Here is a 24,289-nt window from a genome sequence, read left to right as displayed (position 1 = left end):
ACGGAGCGCCGTCGGCGAAGGTTCAACCGGAGATCGAAAAAAAATCGGGACGTGCCGGCGCGACCGCCGACCGCCCGGCGGAGAAGAAGTCCGTCAGTCGGCGCAGAGGTGGTCGAAGGCGAAGCCGCCGTCGAAGGAGTCCCGCCGGGCCGCGAGCGCGCGCACACGCCGGCGAAGCTCTTCCCGGTCCACCAGTGACGACGCGACCGCGTCGAGATCGCGCAGCCGCTCCCCCAGCGCCAGCGCGGCCAGGTCCTCGGCGAGCCGGCCCGGGTCCACGCCGCAGGAGAACCCCCGCGACGTCAGCCGGACCCGCTCCAGCAGGCAGCGGCCGGGCCGCACCTCGACCCAGCCCCAGCCCTCCGCCGGACCGTCGGTCCAACGCACGTGCAGCCCGCGCACGATCGGGTCGGCGAGCCGGCCGGCCACGTACGCCTCGACCGCCTCGACCCGCGCGAGCGCCCCGAGGTCGTTCACCGGTCCACGCCGGCCGTCCGGCAGCCGGCCGACGATGTCGCGGAAGCCGATCGCGTCCCCGGCGTCCGGGTCGGTGCCCTCGGCGTAGGCCCGCGCGTCCAGCACGTACTCCGCGAAGCGGCGGACCTGATCGGCGCCGCCGAGCGTCGGCGACTCGATCCGCAGCAGCGGCAGGCCGACAGCGGCGGACACCGCGTCGGTCAGCCGTTCCTCCCGGCGGGCGGGCGACCCGTCGGACGCGGGCGCGGTGAACCGCACCGCGAAGCGCGGCAGGCCGGTGTCGGCGGCGCTGACCACCAGGTCCAGCGGCGCCCGTCCGGCCGTGCTCCACTGGTTGCCGGTGACCCCCGGCGGGCGGCCCTGCACCAGCTCGCCGAGCCGCCGGCCCGCGTACCCGACGTGCCCGCAGCGGGTCAGGCACGGCGTCGTGCCGGACGGGATCGGCCGCAGCCAGGAGGCCGTCACGCTGCCGGTGCTCGTCATCTCGCCCCGCTCCCCCTGTCGTCCGGTCGACGCCCGAGTGTAGGGCGTCGGGTGACCGCCTCGGCGGTGTGGTGGAGCACGCCGGGGCCCGCCGACCGGTGCGCGGCCGCCTCCGTCCCTCTAGGCTCTGCCCGTGCACAGCGGACGGACCCCGGAACAGTTCACCAAACGCAGTCTCGTCGCCCTCTCCCACGCCATCGAGCGGGCCGCGCTCGCCGAGGCCGAGGACGGCCCGCTGGTCGTGTTCGCCCTGTTCCAGCGGCTGCCGTACTTCGACCGGGAGCGCGAGGTCTACCGGCGCGTCGCCGGCCGCGCCGCGGCGACCGTGGTGGCGATGGTCGGCGGGCCGCCGACCGACCTGCCCGACCGCACGTACGGCGTGACGCTCGACGAGGCGGAGGAGTTGGCCCGCGAGTGGAGCGTGGTGGTGCTGAGCCCTCGCTTCGGCGCCACCCTCGTGGCGCACGACCGCGCCGACGTGACGCCCGCGCCGACGCTGGAGTCCGGCCGGCTCTTCGAGGGTCGCTGGGGGTTCCGCCGGGACGAGGCGCTGCACGAGGCCATCCGGCTGCGCGAACAACTCGCCGAGCGGCTGCCCGCCGAGGCGCGCACCGCACTGGACGAGGCGATCGCCCGGGTGCGGGACATCCCGGCCGGACCGGGCGAGCCGCGCGCCGAGGCGGCGCTGCGGCTGCTGGCCCGCCGCGCCGACCGGAGTACGCAAGCGGACACGCCGACCGAGGCGATCCTGGACGAGCCCGGCATGCGCCGGTGGGCCGGCATGGACGGGGTGACGGCCTCCGGCACGCTGCCGGTGGCACTGGTCGGCCTGCGGGTGGACGAGCCGCCCGGCTCGCCGGAACGATTCCTCCGGCGCGGCGCCGCCCGCGAGGGGCACGCCGTGCTCACCGCGATCACCGCCGTGCTGCGGCCGGTCGACCGTGCGCTGCGCGTCGCCGACAACGAGTACCAGCTCCTGCTGCCCGGACTGGACGAGCCGGCCGCGCTGGAGGTGGTACGCCGCCTGCACGACGCGATCGGCGCGCTGGCCCGGTCGTACCCCTTCCTCGCGTACACGATGCACGCCGCGGTCGGGGTGACCACCCGGCGGCCGCTGCCCACTGCGGACCTGCGGGCCGCTGTCGACTGGGCGGCGCGCAAGGGCCTGCCGGTGGCGGGCCTGCCGGCGGAGACGGCCGACGCCGCTCCGGCTCGCTGACCTTCGGTACGAAGGGAGACGCCGTGCGGGTCGTGTCGCTGGTGCCGTCGCTGACCGAGGCGGTGGCGGCCACCCGCCCGGAGGTGCTGATCGGGGCCACCGACTGGTGCACCCACCCGGCCGGGCTGGACGTCGCCCGGGTCGGCGGGACGAAGTATCCGGACCTGGACCGGGTGCTCGCCCTGGAGCCGGACCTGGTGCTGCTCAACGAGGAGGAGAACCGGCTGGCCGACGCCGAGGCGCTGCGCGCGGCCGGGGTGCCGGTCCAGGTGACCTTCCCGCGTACCGTGCCGGAGGCTCTCGACCAGCTCGGCGAGCTGGTCGTCACGCTCGGCGCGACGGCCGAGCCGCCGTGGCTGACGGCGGCCCGCCGCGCCTGGGCGGCCCTGCCGGCCCCGGAGCGCGTCCGCACCGCTGTGGTGCCGGTGTGGCGACGCCCGTGGGTGGTGCTCGGCCGGGACACGTTCGCCGGGGACGTGCTGGCCCGGCTCGGTGTGGTCAACGGCTGGGCCGGGGACGCGGAACGCTATCCCCGGCCCGGCCTGGACGAGCTGCGCGCCCGGTCGCCGGAGCTGGTGGTGCTGCCCGACGAGCCGTACCGGTTCACCGCCGACGACGGGCCGGAGGCGTTCCCGGGCGTGCCGGCGGCGCTGGTGTCCGGCCGGCACCTCACCTGGTACGGCCCGTCGCTGGCCGAGGCGCCGGCGCTCCTCGCCGCCCAGCTCGCCGGCTGACGGCGCCGCCCGGCGCGCTCAGGCGACCGGCGTGGCGTGCACCGGGTCCAACTCCATCAGCGTGGTGTCGTCCAGGTCGTACCCGATCGCGTTGTGCACGGCGACCACGCCCGCGACCTGTCCGGCCAGGCGGCCGGCGAGCTCGACGGCGCTGCGCCGGTCCAGCCGTCCGTCCATGGTGACCTCGCCGCCGCGCACCTGCACCGTGACCAGTCCGTCGCGTACCGACAGCACCCGGCGCAGCACCTCGTGCACCACCTCCTCGCGGATCTCCGCGTCGGTGCGCAGGTGCACCCGGAGCAGGTCACCGCGGGTCACGATGCCGGACAGCCGGCCCAGGTCGTCCAGCACCGGCACCCGCTTGACCGCCTCGCGGTCCATCAGCCGGGCCGTCGCGGCGAGCGAGGCGCGTTCGTGGGTGGTGACCGGCGGGGCGGTCATGAGGTCCGCTGCCACTAACGCGTCGGCCTTCTCCCGCGCGGTACGGCGCCGCCGCCCCTCGAACACCCGGCGCTCGTCCGGGTGACCGGCCCGCTCCACCTTGTGCAGCAGGTCCGCTTCGGAGATCACGCCGAGCACCCGGTGGAACGAGTCGACCACCGGCACGCCGCTGATCCGCTTGCGCACCAGCACGTCGACGATCTCGCGGTACGGCGTCTGCTCCGTCACCGCCGCGACGTCCCTGGTCATCACGTCGGCCACCTGCCACGTCCTCATCACGACCTCCTCGTGCCGGGCCTTCACCTGTGACGATAGGCCGCCGTAAACGCCCTGGTCAGGGGCGGCGGACCGGCGGGGACGGGCCGACCGGACCGGGTACGGACGGGACCAATGACCCGGTCACCAGGGCACCGGTCGGCCCTGCTCCGCAACGCGGCGCGGCGGTGGAATGAATGTGCCACCGGGAAGCGCGGTGCGAGGCACAGGAAGGGACGTGGAGACCATGACCGCGACAATCGAGCGGACCCCCGCCGTCAAGCGGACCCCCGCCGCCACCACCGCTCCGGCGGCGCACATCGAGACCACCCGGCAGAAGGCCACCCGGTACGTGTGGGCCGGTCTGCGGCTCGCGCTGGGCTGGATCTTCCTCTGGGCCTTCCTCGACAAGATGTTCGGCCTCGGCCACGAGACCGCGGCGAAGAACGCCTGGATCAACGGCGGCAGCCCGACCAAGGGCTTCCTGGGCAACGCGGTCGAGGGCCCGTTCGCGGACCTCTACCGGAACATCGCCGGCGCAGCCTGGGCGGACACGCTGTTCATGCTCGGCCTGCTCGGCATCGGCGTGGCGCTCATGCTCGGCATCGGCATCCGGATCGCCGCCGTCGCCGGCGGACTGCTCCTGGTCCTGATGTGGACGGCCGTGCTGCCCCCGGCGAACAACCCCTTCATGGACGACCACCTCATCTACGCGGGCCTGTTGGCCGGTCTCGCCCTGGTGGGCGCCGGCAACACCCTCGGCCTCGGCCGGATCTGGGCGAAGCTCCCCCTGGTCCAGCGTCTCCCCTGGCTGAAGTGAACCAGCCCGCTCCGGGGCGGGCGTCGCCGAAAGGCGGCGCCCGCCCTCTTCTCGTGTCCCCGCCACGCCGTTGTGCGGGGACCGGCGCGTATCGGCCGGTCGCGATCCGGCAGGATCGACGGTGACCACACCGTCAGCACCCGAGGAGACCGTTCATGGACAAGCCCCAGGTCGGCCCGATCGAGGGCGCGCCGCCCGCGGATCTGGTCGTCGAGGACATCACCGTCGGCGACGGCCCGGAGGCCCGCCCGGGCCAACTGGTGAGCGTGCACTACGTGGGCGTGGCCCACTCGAACGGCCGCGAGTTCGACGCCTCGTGGAACCGGGGTGAGACGTTCGAGTTCCCGCTCGGCGGCGGCCAGGTCATCGCCGGCTGGGACCAGGGCGTCGTCGGCATGAAGGTCGGCGGCCGGCGCAAGCTCACCATCCCGCCGCACCTGGGCTACGGCGCCCGCGGCGCCGGCGGCGTCATCAAGCCGAACGAGACGCTCGTCTTCGTGGTGGACCTGCTCGGCGTACGCTGAGCGTCAGCCGTTCACCGGGCCGTCGGCCACATGCCGGCGGCCCGGTCCGCGCTCAGGCCGCGTGCCCGCTCGGGCCGCCACTCGCTCAGGCTGCGGCGCAGGTCACCAGCTCGCGGGAGCGGTCGGAGCGGCGCACGGGCAGGACCCGCTGCAGGCCGGTCACCCGCAGCACGCGGGCCACCACCGGGTCGGGGTCGACGAGCACCAGCTCGCCGCCGCGGGCGCGCACGCGCAGGTGGGTGGCGACGAGCGCGCGGACACCGGCGGCGGACAGCAGCCGCACGCCGGACAGGTCGACCCGCAGCACCGGCCGCGCCGGGGCCGCCCAGAGCGCGGCCCGGAACGCCGCCACGGTGGCGATGTCGATCTCGCCGACCGGACAGAGCTCGACCACGTGATCGTGCACGTCCATCGTCACGTGGAAGCGGTCGCCCGTGTGTCCCATGCGCTCAAACCTACCCGCGCCCACCGACATTTCCCGACGTCGCGGCGGGGGTTCCGGGTAGCGCCGGGGTACCGACCCCGAGCCGTCTCAGGGTCATCCCGCAGCCACCGCGCCACGCCGCGCGGGACGTGGCGAAACGCCGTCGGGGACTGCCGTCCGGGACGTTCCGGGGCCACAATGAGCCGATGGCCGTCCCGCGCCCACGCGCCCCACTGCTGATCCGGCCGGTCCGCGAGCCGGCGACCGTGCCGCCGCCGCTGACCGGCCCCTGGGCGCCCGAGGACACCCGGCTCGACCGGGCCGACCTGCTGCCGCTGCCGGCCGGCGGGCACGGGCCGGAGGACGTCGTCGTCGACGCCGACGGCCGGGTGGTCAGCGGCGACGAGGACGGCCGGCTCTGGTGGTGGCCGGCCGACGCGCCGGCCGGCACCCGGCCCACGCTTCTCGCCGAGACCGGCGGGCGGCCGCTGGGCATCGAACGCGACCCGGCCGACGGCGGGCTGCTCGTCTGCGACGCGTACCGGGGACTGCTGCGGGTCGACCCGGCCGGCAGGGTGCACGAGCTGACCGGGACCGCCCCGCCGGTGCACCTGGCCGACAACGCCGCCGTCGCGAGCGACGGCACCGTCTACTTCACCGACTCCTCCGACCGGTTCCCGCTCTCGCACTGGAAGCGGGACCTGCTGGAACACCGGCCCAACGGACGGGTGCTGGCCTACGACAGGCGCACCGGGCGCACCGACGTGGTGGCCGACGGGCTCTACTTCCCCAACGGGCTGGCGCTCACCCCGGACGAGTCGGCGCTGATGCTCGCCGAGACCGCCACCCACCGGCTGCTCCGGGTCGACCTGCCGGGCGGGCGGGCCACAGTGCTGACCGACCTGCCGGCGTACCCGGACAACATCTCCGCGGTGGGTGACGGGACGTACTGGGTCGCGTTGCCCAGCCCTCGGCTGGCGGCGATGGAACGGCTGCTGCCGCACCCGCGCGTCCGCCAGCTCGTCGCGCTGCTGCCCGGGGCGGTGCAGCCGCGGCCGCGCCGCTACGGGCTGGTCGCGCTGGTCGACGGCGCGGGGCGGGTGCTGCGGACGCTGCACGGCCCCAGCGGGGCGTACCCGATGGTCACCGGCGTGCGGCAGCACGGCCGCCGGCTCTGGCTGGGCAGCCTGACCGCGACCGGGGTGGCCCGCGTCGACCTGGACTGAGCACGGCACGGGCCGGCCCGCGCGACGCGGGCCGGCCCCGTGGCCGTTCCTCCCCTGGTTCAGCCGCCGCTGTTGCTCCGCGACGGGGCCGGGGCCGGTGACGACCCACCGGCCACCGCGCCCGGGTGCGGCGTGGCACTCTGCGTGGGCTTCAGCCCCGCCGGTACGGGCAGCGCGCTGCCCTTGGCGAACTCGTCCCAGCTGACGTTCCAGGCGGTGAAGCCGTTGCCCTGGTCGAGTTTCACCTCGGTGCCCCGCACTGTCACCAGGTCACCGACCTGCGTGACGCCCATCAGCCAGTCCGCGGCGGTGGCCGAGACGTTCGTGCAGCCGTGCGAGACGTTCGTGCTCCCCTGGTCCCCCTCCGACCAGGGCGCCGAGTGGATGAACTCGCCGCCCCAGGTCAGCCGCTGCGCGTCGTCCACGTCGACCACGTAGCCGCCGTTGGGCTCGCCCCGGGTGTCGAACGTGGTGTGCTCGTGCTTCTCCATGATCACCATGGTGCCGCTGGACGTCGGCGTGCTCGCCTTGCCGAGACTGACCGGGATCTTCTTGAGCACCTTGCCGTCCTGGTAGACGGTCATCTGCTTGGTCTCGTTGTCGATGTCGAGCGTCATCTGCCGGCCGACCTTGGCGGTGGCGACGCGGTCCGAGTCGCCGATCGTCTCCTTGCCGATGGGCAGCCCCTGCAGCGCGCTACGGACGCTGATCTTCGTGCCCGGCTTCCAGCGATCGGGCGCCCGGTACTCCGCCTGCTTGCCGTCGGCCACCCACGACCAGGTGCCCGGCTGCGGCGGATCGGTCTTCACGAACAACCGGCGCTGGACGTCCGCGCGGGCCTCCTTCGGAATCGGCGGGTCGAATCCGAGCACGACCGGCATCGCCGTCCCGTACGTCTGATTCGGCCGGAAATACAATTCGCTGGTGACGGCCGGTTTGGTGGATTTGGCCATCGTCGTGAACGTCGTCTTCTGCGTGGCGGTCTTTCCCGAATCGCCGGTGGCGGTCACCTCCGCCGTGTACGTCCGGGAATTGGCCAGCGGCCGGTCCGGCACCCAGCCGGAGCCGTCCTCGCGCGGCTGGGCCGGCACCTGGTTGCCCTTGTCGTCGGTGAGCTTCACCGCGGTCACCTTGCCGTTGCTGACCGTCGTGCCCACCTCCGCGCTGATCGGCACGCCCTTCGTGCGATCGGCGGGTGTCACGGTGACCGACGGCGGTGCCGCCTCGGCCTGTTTCCCCACCGACTTCGGGCCGGCGGTGCACGCGCCGACCGCCAGCGGCGCGGCTGCGACGGTCATCGCGAAAAGCGTCAGTCGGCGCCTCGCAAACATATTTCGCCCCCCATTTCCGAACCCTCTCGCCCACATTCTGTAGGCCCAGGATCACGCCGTGGCACCTTCGGCGGAATTGCTCGGAAAAGGCTGCGGAGAATCGTGCCGACACGTAATTCCCGTCCCCGCTTGCGCCCCACGCGCCCTCCGCCCGATTCCCCACCCCCTCACCCGCCTCCCGACCGCCCCCCTGTCCGTCGATCATGAAGTTGGCAGCGAACGACGTCCGTTTTGTCCCCGCCAACTTCATGATCGACGGACGGAGGAAGGCGTGAAGGGTCCGACCTGGCGAGATCTTGGCACGAAACGGCCCTCATAGGGGCACTTTGCTACCAAGATCTCGACGAATCCCATCAACGGTCCCGCAAGACGGGCAGCGCTGGACGGTCTCGCCCTCGCCACCGGCACCGCTGCCGCGATCTTGCGGTTGCAGCCCGGGAGAAGGGTGCGAATCGGGCACATCGAGGGCCGCAAGTGCAAGATCGCGAGCGGGAGCAGAGACGCGCGCGGCCCCGGCCCTCGGGGAGGAGGGCCGGGGCCGGGAGTCGGACCGGTCAGACGTTGGCGACCAGCACGGCGGGTTGCTCGACGCAGTCGGCGACGTGGCGCAGGAAGCCGCCCGCCACCCCGCCGTCGCAGACGCGGTGGTCGAAGGTGAGGCTGATCTGGGTCACCTTGCGGACGGCGAGCTGCCCGTCAACCACCCACGGCTTGTCCACGATCCGGCCGACGCCGAGCAGCGCCGCCTCCGGGTGGTTGATGATCGGCGTCGAGCCGTCGACGCCGAACACCCCGTAGTTGTTGAGCGTGAACGTCCCGCCGGTCAGCCGCGCCGGGGGCAGCGTGCCGGCCCGAGCCGCCGCAGTGGTCTCGGCGAGCGCGGCGGCCAGTTCCCGGGTAGTCAGCCGCTGCGCGTCGCGCAGCACCGGCACGACCAGGCCCCTGTCGGTCTGCGCGGCGATGCCCAGGTGCACGCCGCCGGACTGGATGATCCGCTGCCCCTCGGTGTCGACGTGCGCGTTGAGCTGCGGGAACTTCCGCAGGCCACTGAGGCAGATCCGGGCCAGCAGGGCCAGGATACTCACCGGCGCCTCCGGGGTGGCGGCGTTGATCGCGGCACGCGTCTCCAGCAGGCCGGTGGCGTCCACATCGACCCAGATGGTCACCTCGGGGATCTCCCGGCGGCTGCGGGAGAGCTTGTCGGCGATCACCTTGCGGATGCCGGTGAGCGGGATGACCGTGTCACCGTCGCCGGCCGGGGCGAGCCCGACGTGCGCGGCCGGGGCGTCCGGCACCGCGGCCAGCCGGGCCGCCGGAGCGGGGGCGGCCACTGCGGCGTCCAGGTCGGCCCGGCGGATCACGCCGCCCGGCCCGGTGCCGCGCAGCGACGCCAGGTCGATGCCGTGCTCCTTCGCCAGCCGCCGCACGATCGGCGAGATGACGAGCGGCGCTGCCGCCGGTCCGCCGGTCTGCGCCGCATCGGACGCGGGGTCGGTCGAGGCGGGCGTGCCGGGCTCGGGGGCGAGCGCCAGCCGTGGGCGACGCCGCCGCCGACCGGTGCCGCCGTGGCCGGTGCCGTAGCCGATCAGGACGTTGCCGGACCCGGCCCGCTCCTCCTCACGGTAGGTGGCGTGCGGGTCGGGGGCGTCGTCGAGCGGGGCGATGGTGATGAGCGGCTGGCCGACCGGGCGTACCTCACCTGCCGCGCCGTGCAGGGCCACGACCCGTCCGGCGTACGGGCACGGCACGTCGACGACGGCTTTGGCGGTCTCCACCTCGACCACTGTCTGGTCCACGGTGACCACGTCGCCGACGGCGACCCGCCACTCGACGATCTCTGCCTCGCTCAGTCCCTCGCCCAGGTCGGGGAGAAGGAAGTCGCGGGTCCCCACAGCCGTGCTCATGCCGCCACCCACCGCGTGTCGGGCTGGTCGTCCCACTGCAGGCGGGCCACGGTGTCCAGCACCCGGTCGACCGAGGGCAGGTGGGTGTGCTCCAGCATCGGCGCCGGGTACGGGATGTCCAGCCCGGACACCCGCAGCACCGGGGCGTGCAGCGCGTGGAAGCAGCGCTCCTGCACCCGGGCGGCGATCTCCGCGCCGACACCGGCGAAGCCCTGCGCCTCCTGGATCACCACGCACCGGCCGGTACGGCGTACCGAGGCGGTGACTGTGGCGTCGTCGAACGGCACGATGCTGCGTACGTCGACGACCTCGAGGTCCCAACCCTCCTCGCGGGCGGCCTCGGCGGCGGCCAGCGCGACCGGCACCGCCGGGCCGTACGCGATCAGCGTCGCGTCGGTGCCGGGGCGGCGCACCACGGCGGTGCCGATCGGCGCGGTACGGGCCGGCAGGTCCGCCTCGGCGCTGGTGAAGTAGAGCTTCTTGGGCTCCAGGAACACCACCGGGTCCGGGTCGTCGATGGCGGCGCGCAGCAGCGAGTACGCGTCGTCCACGGTGGCCGGGGTGACCACCTTCAGGCCGGGGGTGTGCGCGTAGTACGCCTCGGACGAGTCGCAGTGGTGCTCGACGCCTCCGATGCCACCGGCGTACGGCACCCGGATGACGATCGGCACGCTGAGCGCGCCGCGGGTGCGGTTGCGCAGCTTCGCCACGTGCGAGGCGATCTGCTCGAACGCCGGGTACGCGAACGCGTCGAACTGCATCTCCACGACCGGCCGCAGGCCGGACATGGCCAGGCCGACGGCGAACCCGACGATGCCGGCCTCGGCGAGCGGGGTGTCGAAGCAGCGCTTGTCGCCGAAGCGGGCCTGCAGTCCGTCGGTGATCCGGAAGACGCCGCCGAGCTGGCCGACGTCCTCGCCGAAGACGAGCACCCGCTCGTCGTCGAGCATCGCGTCGGCGAGCGCGGCGTTCAGTGCCTTCGCCATGGTCATGGTGGCCATCAGGCGTCCCCCTCCGCGTCGGCGGCCAGCTCGGCCCGGACCATCTCGCGCTGCTCGACCAGTTGCGGCGTCGGCTCGGCGTACACGTGGTCGAACAGGCTCAGCGGGTCGACGGTGGGCTGGGCGTCCATGCGGCGGCGCAGCGCGGCGGCGTACTCCTCGGCCTCCGCCGCGATCGCCGCGACGGCGGCGTCGTCCAGCACGCCCTTGGCCCGCAGGTACGCCTCGAGCCGGGCGATCGGGTCGCGGTCGCGCCACGCCTCGACCTCCTCGGCGTCGCGGTAGCGGGTCTGGTCGTCGGCGTTGGTGTGCGGCTCCATCCGGTAGGTGTGGGCCTCGATCAGGTAGGGGCCCCTGCCGGCGCGGGCGTGCGCGACGGCGCGCTCCAGCACCGCGAGGACGGCCACCGGGTCGTTGCCGTCGACCTGCTCGCTGGGTACGCCGTAGCCGACGCCCTTGTACGCGAGGCTCGGCGCGGCGGTCTGCCGGGACAGCGGCACGCTGATCGCGTACTTGTTGTTCTGCACCAGGTAGACGACGGGGGCCTTGAACACGGCGGCGAAGTTGATGCCCTCGTGGAAGTCGCCCTCGCTGGTGGCGCCGTCGCCAATGAACGCCAGCGCCACGGTGTCGCGCCCCTGGTACGACTCGCCGTAGGCCAGTCCGGCGGCGTGCACGCACTGGGTGGCGAGGGGCGTGCACTGCGGCGCGGTGTGGGTGACGGCCGGGTCGTACCCGCAGTGCCAGTCGCCGCGCAGCAGCGTGAGCACCTCGACCGGGTCGATGCCGCGCGCGGTGAGCGCCATCGACTCGCGGTAGGTGGGGAACACCCAGTCGGTGTCGCGCAGCGCGAGCACGCCGCCGATCTGGCACGCCTCCTGGCCGCGCGCGGACGGGTAGACGGCGAGGCGGCCCTGCTTGGTCAGCGCGGTGGCCTGCACGTCGAAGCGGCGGCCGACGACCATCCGCCGGTACATCTCGCGCAGCGCGTCGACCGGCGGCTCGGGGTAGTCGTCGCGGGCCGGCAGCGGGGTGCCGTCGGGGTTCAGCAGCCGGACGGGCTCGCGCTGCGGCATGAGGCCGGCCGACGGGTCGGGTGCGGCCGGGGTGGCCTTCCGGCGGGTACGCGGGGATGCCCTGCGGACCGCCTGGGGTGTGGTCGTCACGGCGGGGACCTCCTGGACGTGTGGTGGCCCTATGCTCCCGGTCGTGGATGATTGACTCAACATGCGGGATGAACGCGGGACGAATGGCACGGAAGGGCGGCTGAGGTGAGCCAGGAGACCGGCGCCACACCGGGCGCGGCGGGCGGAACGGGACGTTCTGCCGGGCCGCTGGACGAGGTGGACCGGCGGATCCTGCGCGAACTGGTCCGCGACGCCCGGACGTCCATCCGTACGCTCGCCGAACGGGTGCACGTCTCGCGCACCAACGCGTACGCCCGGGTGGAGCGGCTGCTGCGCGACGGGGTGCTGACCGGGTTCACCGCGCGGGTCGCGCCGGAGCCGGCCGGGCTGGGCACGTCGGCGTACATCGCGCTGACCATCGAGCAGAACACCTGGCGGGAGGTCTCCGCCGAGCTGGCCCAGGTGCGCTACATCGAGCACGCGGCGCTGCTCAGCGGCGAGCACGACGTCCTCGCGCTGGTCCGGGCGCCGGACAACGCGACGCTGCGGGACGTGGTGCTGGACCGGGTGCAGAGCATCGCCGGGGTGCTGTCCACGCGTACCTGGCTGGTGTTCGAGGAGTTCGACGGCACGCAGAGCCCCTGGGACTGACCGGTCAGCGTTCCGGCGGCGACTCCAGCCCTTCGGCGTCGGCCCGCTCCAACAGCGGTTCCAGCGAGTACCGCCGCCCGTCCAGCCCGGCGTGCGGGTCGCCGCGCCCGGCGAACCGCGCGGGCATGCTGAGCACGTCGAAGTCCTCCGGGCGGGCGTCGTCCAGCTCGGACCAGTCAAGCGGCGCCGAGACCAGCGCCGCGGGTGTCGGCCGGATCGAGTACGCCGAGGTCATCGTGTGGTCGCGGGCCATCTGGTTGTAGTCGACGAAGACCGGCCGGTCCCGCTGATCACGCCACCAGGTGGTGGTGACCAGGTCGGGCAGGCGGCGCTGCATCTCCAGGCCGAGCGCCAGCACCGCCCGCCGGCACTCGCCGAAGCTCCAGCGCGGCTCGATGGAGACGTAGACGTGGATGCCGCGCCCGCCGGTGGTCTTGGGGAAGCCCTCCAGGCCCAGCTCGGCCAGGAACGCGCGTACCTCGTGCGCCACCGGCACCACCTGCGCGAAGTCGACCCCCGGCATCGGATCGAGGTCGATGCGCAGCTGGTCGGGGTGCTCCACGTCGTCCTTCGACACCGGCCACGGGTGGAACCGCAGCGTGCCCAGGTTGGCCGCCCAGATCACCACCGCCAGCTCGCTCGGGGCGACCTCGTCGGCGGTACGGCCGCTCGGGAACGTGATGTGCGCGGTACGCACCCAGTCGGGCGCGCCCGCCGGGAGCCGCTTCTGGTAGAACGCGTCGCCCTTGTTGGTCTGCCGGGTGGCGACTTTCGCGCCCTCGAACACGCCGCGCGGCCAGCGTTCCAGCATGGTCGGCCGGTCCCGCAGCGCACGCAGGATGCCGTCGCCGACGGACAGGAAGTAACGGACCACGTCCAGCTTGGTCAGCCCGCGCTCCGGGAAGTAGGGCTTGTCGGGACTGGAGACACGGACCAGCCGCTCCCCCACCTGGATCTCCTGCGCCGCCGTGGTCGCCACCGTCACACCGTAGCGATCCTTCCCGGCCGCGGGGACCGGCTCACCGGGACTCCGCCGTCACCGACAAGCGGATCCAGGCGTCCACCCAGGCCCGTACCGCCGGTTCGCCGGCCTCGGCGCCGAGTGCCAGGGCCACGCCGGACAGGGCCGCGCCGCAACGGTCCAGGCCGACCCCGGCGAGCCCGGCCGCCGTCGCGCGCAGCCGGTCCGGGAAGCCGGACGGCAGGTGCCGCAGGCCGGTGTGCGCGGCCTGGGCGAGCAGCGCCGACGCCGCATTCAGCGCGGCGGCGACCGGGTCGGGCCGGGCATCGACCCCGCCGGCCAGCCGCCCGTCGCCCGCACCGGGCGCCAGATCGGGTACGACCACCGCGTCGGCGACCACCGCCAGCGGCTCGACCACGAGTCCGTCGGCGCCGCGGCGTACCGTCCCGCTGACGTACCGCGGTAGCCCGTGCGTGCCGTCGAGCGCCGCCGCGAGCGCGTCGAGTGCGCCGGGTGCGGCGGAGTGGTGGGTCGCGGTGACTGTCGCCGTGCCGCCGTCGGCCCCGGTCACCGTGGCGTCGAGGCGCTGCTCACCGGCCGCGTACCCGATGGCGCGGACCTCGCCCAGCGCGAGCACCCGCACCGACTCGGCGGCGGCGCGGGGGCGCAGCAGCCGGGGCGGTCGCGCCGCCAGCTCGGCGGCGAGCGCGTCCGGGTCGCGGGCCAGCAGGCCGGGTGGCAGCCCGGACCACTCTCCGGCGCCCGGGGTCACAGTGGTGCGGGCCAGCCGGCCGGCGGCGAACCGGAGCCGGTGCGCGGCGCTGCGCACCGCCGACTCGGAGACCACGTTGCCGGTGGCCAGCGCGCCGAGCGTGGCGCCGGTGACCCGCCGTCCGGCCAGCTCGTGCCCGGTGGGTGCGCCGTCATCGGTGACCGGGTAGGTGCGCCGCAGCACCAGCACCGAGACGGCCGCCGGGTGGGCGAGCACCACGTCCACGGCTGTCTCCCCGGCGCTCTCGCGGACCCGGGCGCCGAGACCGGTCAGCCGCAGCCGCCGCAGCGGCGTCTCGGCCGGCTCGTGCGCGCCGAGCACCCGCTCCGCCGGTGTCGCGCCCGCGTTGACCACCGCGCGCCGCCGCGCGGGCAGCTCGGCGAGCAGGTCGGCCAGGGTCTCCGGGCGGTACCGGGCGCCGCGCGCGGCGTACGCCTCCAGTTGCCCGGCCAGGTCGTCCACCGCAAGCAGCGGCCAGCGCAGCCCGGCCGCGTCGAGGTCCCGGCGGACCGCCGCGAGCCGGGCGTCCGTGCCGGAGCCCAGGTGCGCGGCCCCGGTCAGCAGCACGTCGGCGGCCAGCGTCACCGCCGCGTCCAGCGCCGCCAGGTTCGTCACGGTGGCCGGTCCGCCGACGCGCACCTGGGCCTCGGGCCGGTCCGGGTGCTGCCGGTCGGCCGCCCGGCACGCCCACACGGCGAGCGCGATCGACTCGCCGCCGTCGTCGGCCGCGTCGCCGCGCGCGTACCCGATCTGCCCCGGCACGAGAAACCGGACCGTGCCGGTGGGCAGCTCCACGCGCGGGACCGGGTCGGCGGCGTCCGGCCGGTGGACCACCGCGGAGTAGCCGCGCCGCAGCCGTCGTCGAGCGGCGGCGAGCGCGGGCGCGCCGATCGCGGCGCTCAGCTCCTCGTCGGTGACGTCGCCCGGCGACCACCGCGATGGCTCGCTGCCGGCCGCGGCGTCCTCCCGGCCGGGCGCAGCTCCACGGTCGTGCGACGGGCCGAGGCCCGGAGCGCCCTGCCCGCCTGGGCCGGCGCGCCGGCCCGGCACGGCCTTCCCGTCCAGCGCGGCTTCCCGGTCCGGTGCGGCCTTCTGGTCGGGTGCGGCGCCGTTACCCGGGGCGGTGTCGCGGTCCGGGGCGGCGGCGTGCGTGCGCTGGTAGGTGAGCACGACGGTGAGCAGATGCCGGCACACGCCGGGCGCCGGGCAGGAGCAGCGGGCGGCCGCCAGGCCGCCGCCGGGCGGCAGCGTGACAGTCACCCCGTCCGGGTACGCGGCGCGCACCGCGCCGTCGGTGTCCTCGGTGAGCACCGGCCGCTCACCGGCGTCGACCTCTTTGGTGGCGCGTTTCACCAGGCCCCTGTTGCTCAGCGCGGCGAGCACGTCCGGGGTGAGCGCGATCAGGTCCTCGCGGGTCACGGCGGTCCCCCTACCGGCCCACGTGCTCGGCCACGAAGGCGGCCAGCTCGCCCGGCGTCATCGCTCCTACCGCGGCGCCCACGTCGGCCAGCCGCTGGGCGGTGTTCCGGTCGTACGCCGGGTCGGCCTCCTCGTCCAGCGCGGCCAGGGCCAGCACGTGCGTGCCCTGCTCCACGAGCTGCTGCACCGATCGGACGAGACGCCCGGCGTTCCCGCCCTCGTAGAAGTCGGACACCAGCGCGACGATCGCGCGGCGCGGGTTCTCCACGAGCTGCGCGCCGTACGCGACCGCGCGGGCGATGTCGGTGCCGCCGCCGAGCTGCACCTTCATCAGCAGCTCCACCGGGTCGTCCACGTCGGAGGTCAGGTCGACCACGTCGGTGTCGAAGGCGACCAGATGCGTCCGTACGCCGGGCAGCCCCCACAGGCAGGCGGCGGTCACCGCGGCGTGGATCACCGAGCCGAGCATCGAGCCGGACTGGTCCACCAGCAGGATCACCTGCCAGCGGTCCAGGTGGCGGCGGGTACGGGAGAAGAAGTGCGGCTGCCGGACGTGCAGGCGGCGCTCCCCCGGCTGCCAGTGGGCCAGGTTCGCCCGGATGGTGCGCCGTACGTCGAAGTTGCGGGCCTGCCGGAACCGGCTGGGTCGTCGCGCCCGGGGACCGGAGAACGACTGCCGCACCTCCGCGGCCAGCCGCTCGACGAGTTGCCGCACCACCGCCTCGACAAGTTTCCGGGCCAGCCGCAGCACGTCCGGGTTCATCAGGTGCTTGGTGCGCAGTACGGCGCGCAGCAGCGCCGGGTTCGGCTCGACCCGGGCCAGCACCGCCGGGTCGGTGACGACGTCGTGGATGCCGTACCGCTCGACCGCGTCGCGCTCCAGCCGCTGCACCGTCTCCTTCGGGAACAGCCGGGTGATGCCGTCCAGCCAGTCCACTGTGGTCAGGATGGACGGGCCGGACCCGCCCCGCCGCACGTCGCGGCGGCCGAGTTCGGCGTCGCGCCCGTAGAGCCAGTCCAGTGCCGCGTCCCGGCCCGCCGCCTCGGCCGACAGGCCGCCCAGGCTGTCCTGCGCGGCGTCGCCGAGCACCAGCCGCCAGCGTTCCCGCATCGGGTCGCTCACGTCCCGTCCCCCTCCCACAGCCCTTCCCGGATCAGCACCGCGTCGACCCGCTCCTCCACCGCGCGGGCGGCGGCCACCAGCAGCGGGTCCGCGTCCAGCCGCAGCAGGTCACCGGGCGGCGCGTCGCCGCCGTGCAGCGCCTGCACGTGCCGGGCCACGGCCGCCCGCTCGCGCGGCGGGAACCAGCCGAACGCCTGCCGCAGCGCCGGCAGCGCCACCAGGAAGTCGTGCGCGCCCATCCCGGCCAGCAGCTCGTCGACGACGGTGAGCAGCGCGGCGTCGCCCGCCACGACCTCCTCCCGGGCCAGCGCGAACAGCCCGGAAAGCCAGTCGCCGAGCGTGTCCGGCGCGGCCACGGCCCGGACCGCCCGGGAGGCGTCCGGCACGTCCCCGAGCGACCAGGCCAGGCCCAGGGCCGCGCCGCGCAGGTCCGGCGGGGCCGCCGCGTCGGCCGCGACCCGCCCGGCCACCGCCAGCGCACCGTCCCGGTCGAGCCCGAGCGCCGGGCCGGCATGACGGACCGCGTCCCGGACCGCCACGAGCGCGACCAGGCGTCCCGGGTCGGCCGGCGCGGCCGCCGCCCGTACGCCCTCGACAAGCCAGAGCGCCCGGCGTACGGCGGCGGTGATCAGCGCGCCGAGCGGGGCGGTTCCGGCGCTGCCGAGCAGCCGGTCGTGCCGCCACAGGGCCAGCGCAACGGCCAGCGCCCGGCCCAGCGCCCGCAGGTCGGTGACCGAGCCGGTGGCGCGGGCGATCGCGGTGAGGGTCCGGGTGGAGTGCTCGGGCAGCCCGGCCAGCGCGGTGTCGAACAGCGTCGTGGCGAGCGCGTCCACGTCCGCGCCGAGCAGCGTCACCCGCTCCTCGACCCGGGCGGTGACCGCGTCGGTGACGGTCGGCCCGTACCCGCCGGCCTCGATCACCCGGGCGAGCCGGTCCGCCGACGGGGCGGGCGACCAGCGTTCGGTGAGCAGCGCGTCCGCGCCCACCCGGGGACCGCGCTCACGGACATGACCGGGTACGTCGAGCAGGCGCAGCCGGTGCAGCAGGCGGCTGCGGGCCAGGTCGCCGGCATCGGTCAGGTCCAGCTCGATCGTCTCGTGCGGGTCGATCCGGTGCCGTTCCAGCTCGGCGTCGACGTCGTGCACGAGCGGCGGCAGCGGTGTGCCCGGGTGCAGGCGGCCCACCCGGTCACCGCTGAGCGCGGCCACCATCTCCACCACCACCGGGTGCGCGCCGGGCGCCAGGGTGCCCCGGGTCGCCCACGGCAGCGGCTGGTCGAGCGCGTCGGTGACCAGCGCGGACACCAGCCCGTCGAGCACGTCGACCCGGCCCGGGTGGGCGTGGCCGCGCAGCCGGGCCAAGCCGCCGGCCATGCTCCGGGCGGCGATCAGGTCCGCGGTGGAGACCGGCTGCCGCCGGGCGCGCAGCCGGGCCGCGACCGCCTCGGTGAGCGCCTCCGCGGCCCGGCGCGGACCGTCCTCCCAGACCCGCTGGTAGTACGCCGGGGACGGCATCCCGGACTGGTAGCCGACGAACGCGTCGAGCCGCCGGAACGAGTACGGCACGAGGTAGCTGCCCGCCACCGCGTCGGGCGCCGGGGCGGGCACCTGCGGCCAGTCGTCGTCCTCCGGCCCGTCGTCCCCCGCCCCGGCGGTGAGCCGGACCAGAGCGGGACGGTGGAAGCCGCCGGTCACCACCAGCACGGGACGGCCCGCGGCCCGGCGGCGGGCGGCGCGTACCCAGCGGGCCATGTACGCCTCCCGGGCGGTGTCGTCAGCCCCGGCCGCCGACTCGCCGCGCAGCACGTCGAAGTACGTGTCGAGGCGCTCGGCCAGCCCGTCGTCCGGGCCGATCTCGAACAGGTGGTCCCAGAGCGCGTCCACGTTGTCCACCGCGAGGGTGGCGCACAGCCGGCGGACCGCCTCGGCGTACCGCTGGTCGGCGTCGGCGTACCGGTTGGCGCGGTCGCTCAGCGCGGGATGCCACGCGGGCAGGTCGATGAAGCGCAGCTGCGCGCCCACCTCCCGGCCTGCGGTCAGCGCCACCCACTCCGGCGAGTACGCGCAGAACGGGCTCCACGAGGCGTGCCGCCGCGTGCCCTCGCGGTGCGCGGTGAACACGGCGATCGGCAGCTCGTGGTCTCCCAGCAGCTCGTCCATCCGCCCGTTCAGGTCCGCCGGACCCTCCACCAGCACGTACGCCGGGCGCAGCCGCGCCACGGTGGCCGCCACCAGCCGCGCGCAGGCCGGGCTGTGGTGCCGGACGCCGAGGAACGTGACGCCGCCGGGCGCCTCGACGGCGCTCACCCGGGCAGCAGGTGCCGGGCGTCGTGCACCGCCCGCCACTGCGCGCCGGAGCGGCGGGACACCTGCTGCTCCAGGTAGCGCCGCAGCCGGGCCAGGTCCTCCGCGTCGTCCTTCGCGGCGGTGCCGGCCAGGCAGGCGACCAGGTCCGCGGCGTCGCCGGGCTCCCCGCGCAGGAACCAGCCGCGCAGCCCGACGGCGTGCGCCACCGAGACCGCCTCGGCGGTGCTCATCACCGCGGACAGCCGCTCCATCGCGTCGCCGCGTTCGGTGATCCCGGTCCGCAGCTCCCGGAACGTGGTGACCAGCACCTCCAGCAGGTCTCGCCGGGGTGGCGCGGTCACGCCGGAGCGGCGCAGCAACTCGCCCGCCTCCGCCTCGACCAGTTCCAGCTCGGTGCCGAGGTCGGGGATCGGGAAGACGGTCTCGAAGTTGAACCGCCGCTTCAGCGCGGCGCTCATCTCGTTGACGCCCCGGTCCCGGGTGTTCGCGGTGGCGATGACGTTGAAGCCCTCGCGGGCGAACACCATGGCGTCGGCGCCGGGCAGCTCCGGAATGGCGAGTACCCGGTCCGACAGCGGGGAGAGCAGGCAGTCCTGCACCTCCAGCGGACAGCGGGTGATCTCCTCGAAGCGGACCACCCGCCCCTCGGCCATGCCGCGCAGCAGCGGCGCCGGCACCAGCGCGCGCGGCGACGGGCCGTCGGCGACCAGCAGCGCGTAGTTCCACGAGTAGCGGATCTGGTCCTCGGTGGTGGCCGCGCCGCCCTGGATGGTGAGCGTGGAGTCGCCGCTGACCGCGGCGGCGAGCAGCTCCGACAGCAGCGACTTGGCGGTGCCGGGCTCGCCGACGAGCATCAGCCCGCGGCTGGTCGCCAGCGCCACCAGCGCCCTGTCGATCAGCGACGGGTCACCGACGAACTTGCGCCGGATCCCGGTCGCCGGGTCGCCGAGGATGAACCGGCGCGCGGCGCGCAGGCTCAGCCGCCAGCCGGGCGGGCGCGGATCGCTGTCGTTCGCGGCCAGCGCGGCCAGCTCGTCGGCGTACCGCACCTCGGCCGGGGGCCGCTGCGCCCGCTCGGCGGCCGGGTCGAGCGCGGTCACCGGGTCACCTCCGCCAGGTCGCGCAGCACCTCGGAGACGGTGACGTCGTCCAGGTCGCGCAGGCGGACCTTGCCGCCACGCTGGAACCAGTCGCCGTACGGCACGTCGTTGACCCAGATCGCCTCGATCTTCTGGTCGGGGAACATGTCGACGATCCCGACCGCGATGCCGGGGTCGAGGTCGATCACGACGGCCCGGCCGCCGGGGACCTCGCGCTCCAGCCAGCTCTGGATGCCGGCGTCCTGCGGGGCGCCGCGCCGCCAGCCCCGCCGTTCCAGGCTGAGCAGCCGCCCGGCCGGGACCGTGACACCCATGTGCCGGTGCAGCAGCTTCTCCGTGCGCTCGGCCTCGTCCAGCCGGTGCACCTCGCGGCCGAGCTGTGGGAACGGCTGGAGGATCTCGTAGTCGGCGAAGACCTCCGCCCAGGCCGGCACCGCCGTGCCGAGGCGCAGCGGGTGCGCGATGGTCACCGTCGCGTCGTCCGGCAGCGCGTACGTCTCGTCGTCGACGTCGGCGAGCGTGCGGTCCTCGGCGACCCGGAACGCGGCGCCCACCTGACCGGCGTCGTCCACAGTGGCCCAGACTAGCCGGCGCACGACGTGCCACAGCAGCGGGTGGGACAGGAAGTAGCGGCGGAAGTCCGCGGCCGGCCAGCGCCGCCCGGTCACCATGGCCGACTCGAAGCGGCGGATCTGGTCGGCGGCGAGCGTGCGCACGTCCTTCTTCAGGCCGGCGAAACGCTTGTGCGCGGCGGGCGCCAGCGTGGCGTCGTCCCGGGCGCCGGGCTTGGGCAGATCCTTGCGGCGGGCCCCCGAGCCGTCCACCACGTACGGCTTGAGCTGCTCGTCGAAGCCCACAGTGAACCGGCGCGGCCCGTAGTCGAGGATCAGGCTGCCGTCGGCGTCCAGCCCGAGGTCGGGCACCAGCCGGTCGCCGAGCTGCTCGGGCGTCAGGCTCAGCCCGTCGGCGACCTCGGTGACCTTGCGCGCCGCCTGCTCCCGCAGGCCCCGGAACTTCACCTTCTGCGAGATGCCGTACAGGTGCATCAGCGCCACGTCGGTGCCGATCTGTGCCAGCACCTCCAGGCCGGTCACCGCCCGAGTGTGCTGGCTCTCGCCCGGCCAGGCCCGGACCAGCGGCGCGAGCCGCCGCGCTGTCGAGTCGTCGCCGAGCAGCCCGAGCCCGGTGAACGCCCAGCCGTCCTTCGACGGCGCGCCGGCGCCCTGCCAGCACTCGAACAGCGCCCAGGCGAACTCCGCCAGGGAGTCGGTGTCGCACGCCGCGCGGACGATCTCCACCCCCGGGTACGGCTCGCCGGGTGAGGAGATGGCAAGCATCGTGCAGAGGTGGCGCACCGCGTCGGCGGGCAGCGCCGCCGAACGGTCCCGCAGCAGCACCTGCGGCAGCACCGCCGGGTCCAGCCACGCCGGCAGGCTCGGCATCCGGGCCGGGAGCTGGGCGAGCGGGTCGGCGTCGAGCATCACCGTGGCGGCGGCGAGCGCCTCCTCGCCGTGCTCCCCGGCCACGTCCAGGACCAGATCCCGGTGCTCCGCGGCGACCAGGCGCAACGCCCGCTCGGCGGCCCGGCGACGCGGGCCGGGCGTACCCAGGGCGGCCGGCAGCAGCGCCCGCACGGCGTACTCCGGGTGCCGCCGCAGCCACGACCGGGCGACCGGGCGGACCGTCTTGAGCCGGTCGAGCCAGTCGGCCATCAGGTCGGCGACCTCGCCGTCGGCGTACGGCAGCAGCACCTCGCCGACGCTCTTCGGCGCGGTACGGGCCAGGTGCAGCGCGGCGGGCAGCGCGTCCAGCTCGTAGCGCCCGGCGAGGCGGAGCATCCACCCGTCGGCGCCCCAGGACTCGTCGGGCCGCCAGCCGGGCAGCAGCGGCCGGGCCAGTTCCTCCCCGGCCCGGACGAAGAAGTGGATCGCGGCGTAGGACCCGGCCCGGCCGGCGGCGACCTCGGCGGCGAGCACCGTCAGGTCGTCGCCCCGCCAGTAGCCGGACCAGCCGGGCACGATCGCGGCCCACCGCTCCCGCTCCCCCGGCAGCCAGGCCGTCGCGGAACCGGCGGGCCGGTCCAGCCCGCTCAGCACCGGCGGGGCGGATCGCGTCCGGCGAACCGACCAGGGCGGCGTCACCAGCACCGGCGGCAGGCGGTCCGGTCCGGCGACCGGCAGCGCCGAGGCGCTGTCGCGGGCCTGCTCGATCCGTTCCCGCTGCGCCGGGGTCAGCACCGGCAGCGCCGCCTCGACAGCGGCCGGGTTGGCCAGCACGTGGGCGCGCAGCAACGTGGCGGCCTCCCGCGCGGCCGGGGTGCGCCCCTCGGCGGCGGCGGACAGCAGACGCACGCCGCGCACCGGGAAGCGGCGCAGCATCTCCGTCACCGCGGGCGGGACGTACCTGCGGTCCAGCCGGTCGAGCAGCGCCGCCATCGGCTCGTCACCGGGCAGGGCCGCCAGCAGTGACACCAGCCGCTGCCGCGCGTCCGCGCCGGTGTGCTCGTGGTCGAACCAGCCGGCCAGCACCGGCGCGATCGGCGACCCGACCGCCGCGGTGGCGGTGACGATCGGCGCCAGGTCGTACATCAGCCGGTAGACCGTCTGCTGCCCCTCAAGGGCGTGGACGGCGTCCACGTCGTCGACCGCGCAGAGCAGCAGCTCCGCGAGCAGCGGACCCCCCTCGCGCGCCACGTCGGCGACGTCCCGGGCCACCCACTCCCGCTCGGTCGGCAGCAGGAACGAGGTGACCGCCCGCGCCGACAGCGGCCCGGACCGGTACGGGGCCAGCGCGGCGCGGGCCGCGCCGTAGTCGACGTCGCCGGCCGCTGCGAGGTGCGCGCGGACCCGGCGCAGCACCGACCGGCGCAGGCGCCAGTGGATGTAGTTGTGGGCGTTCGTCGCCTCGGTGCGGCTCAGCGGAAACGAGGGCACCGATCCGGCGGCCACGGTTATCTGCTCGGTCGCGGCGACCGCCGCACCGGCCGGGCCGAGGTCGGCGACCAGCAGGTCGGCGAGGGCGTGCCCCTGCTGGTCGCGCATCCGGTAGTCCAGCGCCGTGCCCACCGCCGCCACCAGCGCCGCCCCGCCCAGCGGACCGGGCCGACCGTCGAGGTAGCCACGCAGCGCCGGGCCCAGCTCCGGATCGACGGAGAGCCGTGCGGTGGAGGCGAGCTGGTCGGCCAGCGAGTCCAGCAGTTTCCGCCCGGCGGCGCGGCTTTTCGCGGCGGACGGCAGGGCCGGGCCGGGTGTGCCGTCCCGGCGCGGGATCAGCATCCGTCGCCAGCCGCCCGGGACCTCGAACGCGTCCTCGTCCGGCAGCTCACCGGCGGGCGGCGGCGCCCCGGCCGGGTCGCTACCGGCCGAACCAGTGCCGGCCGGATCGGCCACTTCCGGGGCGCGGCCCGGCGCAGTCGGGGCGGCGGACGGCGCGACTGTCGTCTCGGCGTACCCCTTGCGCAGTTTCTCCGCGATCAGCCGGTCGGCGTGCGCGGCGGCCTCGGCCGGCGAACCCAGTTCCTTGACCTGGGTGCGGCCCTGCGCGCCGATCGATCCATAGCGGACCGTCACCGTCGCGTCGCTCTGCCCGACCTCCCAGAACTTGGCCGAACCGCTCCCCACGAACTCGAATCTGCGCACACCGTCTCCTTGATCGCCCGCAGTGTGCGGGGACCATAACCGGCGGCACCGACAGCGTGAGAACCGCTCAGGTGATCAGCAGCGCACCGACGACGATCAGCGGCACCGAGACGAACAGAAAGATGCCGACGCCGGTGAGCACCCGCCCGCCGCCGCCGTCCTCCCGCTCCGGCGCCAGGCCGAAGGCGGAGCGGGCCGGCAGCATGCCGATGCGGCTCAGCGTCAGGTCGCCGGTCATCCCGATCACGGCGCCGACGAGCATGAACGCGACGCCGAGCCGGTGCGTGAAGCCACCGCCGCTGACCGCGACCCAGACGCCGACCGCCGCCGCGATCACCACGGCGGCGATCAGG

General features: G+C 75.2%; 20 protein-coding genes. 6 read left to right on the top strand and 14 right to left on the bottom strand.

From position 1 onward, the window contains the following. Window positions 1–93 precede the first annotated feature (93 nt). Window positions 94–960, bottom strand: a complete 867-nt coding sequence (locus AMK25_RS12330) for a hypothetical protein (RefSeq protein WP_073828482.1) — start codon at window positions 958–960, stop codon at window positions 94–96. A 133-nt stretch (window positions 961–1,093) separates the two neighbouring features. Here AMK25_RS12330 and AMK25_RS12325 point away from each other — a divergent pair, with 133 nt between their 5' ends. Both AMK25_RS12325 and AMK25_RS12320 read left to right on the top strand, forming a co-directional pair. Next, window positions 1,094–2,179: a DICT sensory domain-containing protein gene (locus AMK25_RS12325; RefSeq protein ID WP_073828481.1), complete on the top strand. Its 1,086-nt coding sequence runs from the start codon at window positions 1,094–1,096 to the stop codon at window positions 2,177–2,179. A 23-nt stretch (window positions 2,180–2,202) separates the two neighbouring features. Beyond that, window positions 2,203–2,913, top strand: coding sequence for a helical backbone metal receptor (locus AMK25_RS12320; RefSeq protein WP_073828480.1), 711 nt, complete (start codon window positions 2,203–2,205; stop codon window positions 2,911–2,913). 18 nt (window positions 2,914–2,931) lie between these two features. Here the strand turns inward: AMK25_RS12320 and AMK25_RS12315 are convergent, their stop codons facing one another. After that, complete coding sequence (locus tag AMK25_RS12315; protein ID WP_073828646.1) at window positions 2,932–3,630, bottom strand: CBS domain-containing protein; 699 nt, start codon at window positions 3,628–3,630, stop codon at window positions 2,932–2,934. A gap of 217 nt (window positions 3,631–3,847) precedes the next feature. On the opposite strand from AMK25_RS12315, the gene AMK25_RS12310 reads away from it, so the two are divergent. Further along, a complete protein-coding gene (locus tag AMK25_RS12310; protein WP_369799256.1) occupies window positions 3,848–4,429 on the top strand; it encodes a hypothetical protein in 582 nt (193 codons plus the stop codon). A 155-nt stretch (window positions 4,430–4,584) separates the two neighbouring features. Next, window positions 4,585–4,953, top strand: a complete 369-nt coding sequence (locus tag AMK25_RS12305) for an FKBP-type peptidyl-prolyl cis-trans isomerase (RefSeq protein WP_030499930.1) — start codon at window positions 4,585–4,587, stop codon at window positions 4,951–4,953. Between the two features lie 85 nt (window positions 4,954–5,038). Here the strand turns inward: AMK25_RS12305 and AMK25_RS12300 are convergent, their stop codons facing one another. Next, entirely contained in the window at window positions 5,039–5,398 is a 360-nt protein-coding gene (locus tag AMK25_RS12300) for an anti-sigma factor antagonist (RefSeq protein WP_073828479.1), read from the bottom strand. Between the two features lie 185 nt (window positions 5,399–5,583). Between AMK25_RS12300 and AMK25_RS12295 the strand changes: the two genes are divergently transcribed. Then, on the top strand, window positions 5,584–6,603 hold the full coding sequence (locus AMK25_RS12295) for an SMP-30/gluconolactonase/LRE family protein (protein ID WP_073828478.1): 1,020 nt from the start codon (window positions 5,584–5,586) through the stop codon (window positions 6,601–6,603). Window positions 6,604–6,662: 59 nt separating this feature from the next. Here AMK25_RS12295 and AMK25_RS12290 read toward each other — a convergent pair whose 3' ends face one another. From AMK25_RS12290 to pdhA, 4 genes are all read right to left on the bottom strand, one after another. Then, on the bottom strand, window positions 6,663–7,934 hold the full coding sequence (locus AMK25_RS12290; protein WP_073828477.1) for a L,D-transpeptidase: 1,272 nt from the start codon (window positions 7,932–7,934) through the stop codon (window positions 6,663–6,665). A 554-nt stretch (window positions 7,935–8,488) separates the two neighbouring features. Further along, window positions 8,489–9,838, bottom strand: a complete 1,350-nt coding sequence (locus AMK25_RS12285; RefSeq protein WP_443189906.1) for a dihydrolipoamide acetyltransferase family protein — start codon at window positions 9,836–9,838, stop codon at window positions 8,489–8,491. Next, window positions 9,835–10,839 (bottom strand): alpha-ketoacid dehydrogenase subunit beta, encoded by a 1,005-nt coding sequence (locus tag AMK25_RS12280; RefSeq protein WP_073828475.1) that lies wholly within the window; start codon window positions 10,837–10,839, stop codon window positions 9,835–9,837. The genes AMK25_RS12285 and AMK25_RS12280 overlap by 4 nt, the downstream gene beginning before the upstream one ends. After that, the gene (gene pdhA, locus AMK25_RS12275) at window positions 10,839–12,038 is read right to left on the bottom strand and encodes a pyruvate dehydrogenase (acetyl-transferring) E1 component subunit alpha (RefSeq protein ID WP_073828645.1); all 1,200 of its coding nucleotides are present in this window, start codon (window positions 12,036–12,038) and stop codon (window positions 10,839–10,841) included. The genes AMK25_RS12280 and pdhA overlap by 1 nt, the downstream gene beginning before the upstream one ends. A 72-nt stretch (window positions 12,039–12,110) precedes the next feature. Between pdhA and AMK25_RS12270 the strand changes: the two genes are divergently transcribed. After that, window positions 12,111–12,617 (top strand): Lrp/AsnC family transcriptional regulator, encoded by a 507-nt coding sequence (locus tag AMK25_RS12270; protein ID WP_073828474.1) that lies wholly within the window; start codon window positions 12,111–12,113, stop codon window positions 12,615–12,617. Window positions 12,618–12,621: 4 nt separating this feature from the next. Here the strand turns inward: AMK25_RS12270 and AMK25_RS12265 are convergent, their stop codons facing one another. The 7 genes from AMK25_RS12265 to AMK25_RS12235 all read right to left on the bottom strand — a co-directional run bounded on the left by AMK25_RS12265 (window position 12,622) and on the right by AMK25_RS12235 (window position 24,288). Further along, on the bottom strand, window positions 12,622–13,602 hold the full coding sequence (locus AMK25_RS12265) for a DNA polymerase domain-containing protein (RefSeq protein WP_073828473.1): 981 nt from the start codon (window positions 13,600–13,602) through the stop codon (window positions 12,622–12,624). 34 nt (window positions 13,603–13,636) lie between these two features. Next, window positions 13,637–15,769 carry an SWIM zinc finger family protein gene (locus AMK25_RS12260; RefSeq protein WP_073828472.1) on the bottom strand — a complete coding sequence of 711 codons (2,133 nt, stop codon included), beginning with the start codon at window positions 15,767–15,769 and terminating at the stop codon, window positions 13,637–13,639. 10 nt (window positions 15,770–15,779) lie between these two features. Then, on the bottom strand, window positions 15,780–16,892 hold the full coding sequence (locus tag AMK25_RS12255; RefSeq protein ID WP_073828471.1) for a VWA domain-containing protein: 1,113 nt from the start codon (window positions 16,890–16,892) through the stop codon (window positions 15,780–15,782). Beyond that, window positions 16,889–19,198 carry a DUF5682 family protein gene (locus AMK25_RS12250; RefSeq protein ID WP_073828470.1) on the bottom strand — a complete coding sequence of 770 codons (2,310 nt, stop codon included), beginning with the start codon at window positions 19,196–19,198 and terminating at the stop codon, window positions 16,889–16,891. The genes AMK25_RS12255 and AMK25_RS12250 overlap by 4 nt, the downstream gene beginning before the upstream one ends. Then, window positions 19,195–20,298 (bottom strand): ATP-binding protein, encoded by a 1,104-nt coding sequence (locus tag AMK25_RS12245; protein WP_073828469.1) that lies wholly within the window; start codon window positions 20,296–20,298, stop codon window positions 19,195–19,197. The genes AMK25_RS12250 and AMK25_RS12245 overlap by 4 nt, the downstream gene beginning before the upstream one ends. Next, window positions 20,295–23,936, bottom strand: coding sequence for a DUF4132 domain-containing protein (locus tag AMK25_RS12240; protein ID WP_073828468.1), 3,642 nt, complete (start codon window positions 23,934–23,936; stop codon window positions 20,295–20,297). The genes AMK25_RS12245 and AMK25_RS12240 overlap by 4 nt, the downstream gene beginning before the upstream one ends. 67 nt (window positions 23,937–24,003) lie before the next feature. Continuing rightward, window positions 24,004–24,288 (bottom strand): hypothetical protein, encoded by a 285-nt coding sequence (locus tag AMK25_RS12235; protein WP_241826338.1) that lies wholly within the window; start codon window positions 24,286–24,288, stop codon window positions 24,004–24,006. Window position 24,289 lies beyond the last annotated feature (1 nt).

Source organism: Micromonospora sp. TSRI0369 (assembly GCF_001905625.1).
GTDB lineage: Bacteria > Actinomycetota > Actinomycetes > Mycobacteriales > Micromonosporaceae > Micromonospora > Micromonospora echinospora_A.
This window is presented reverse-complemented; position numbering and strand designations above follow the sequence as displayed.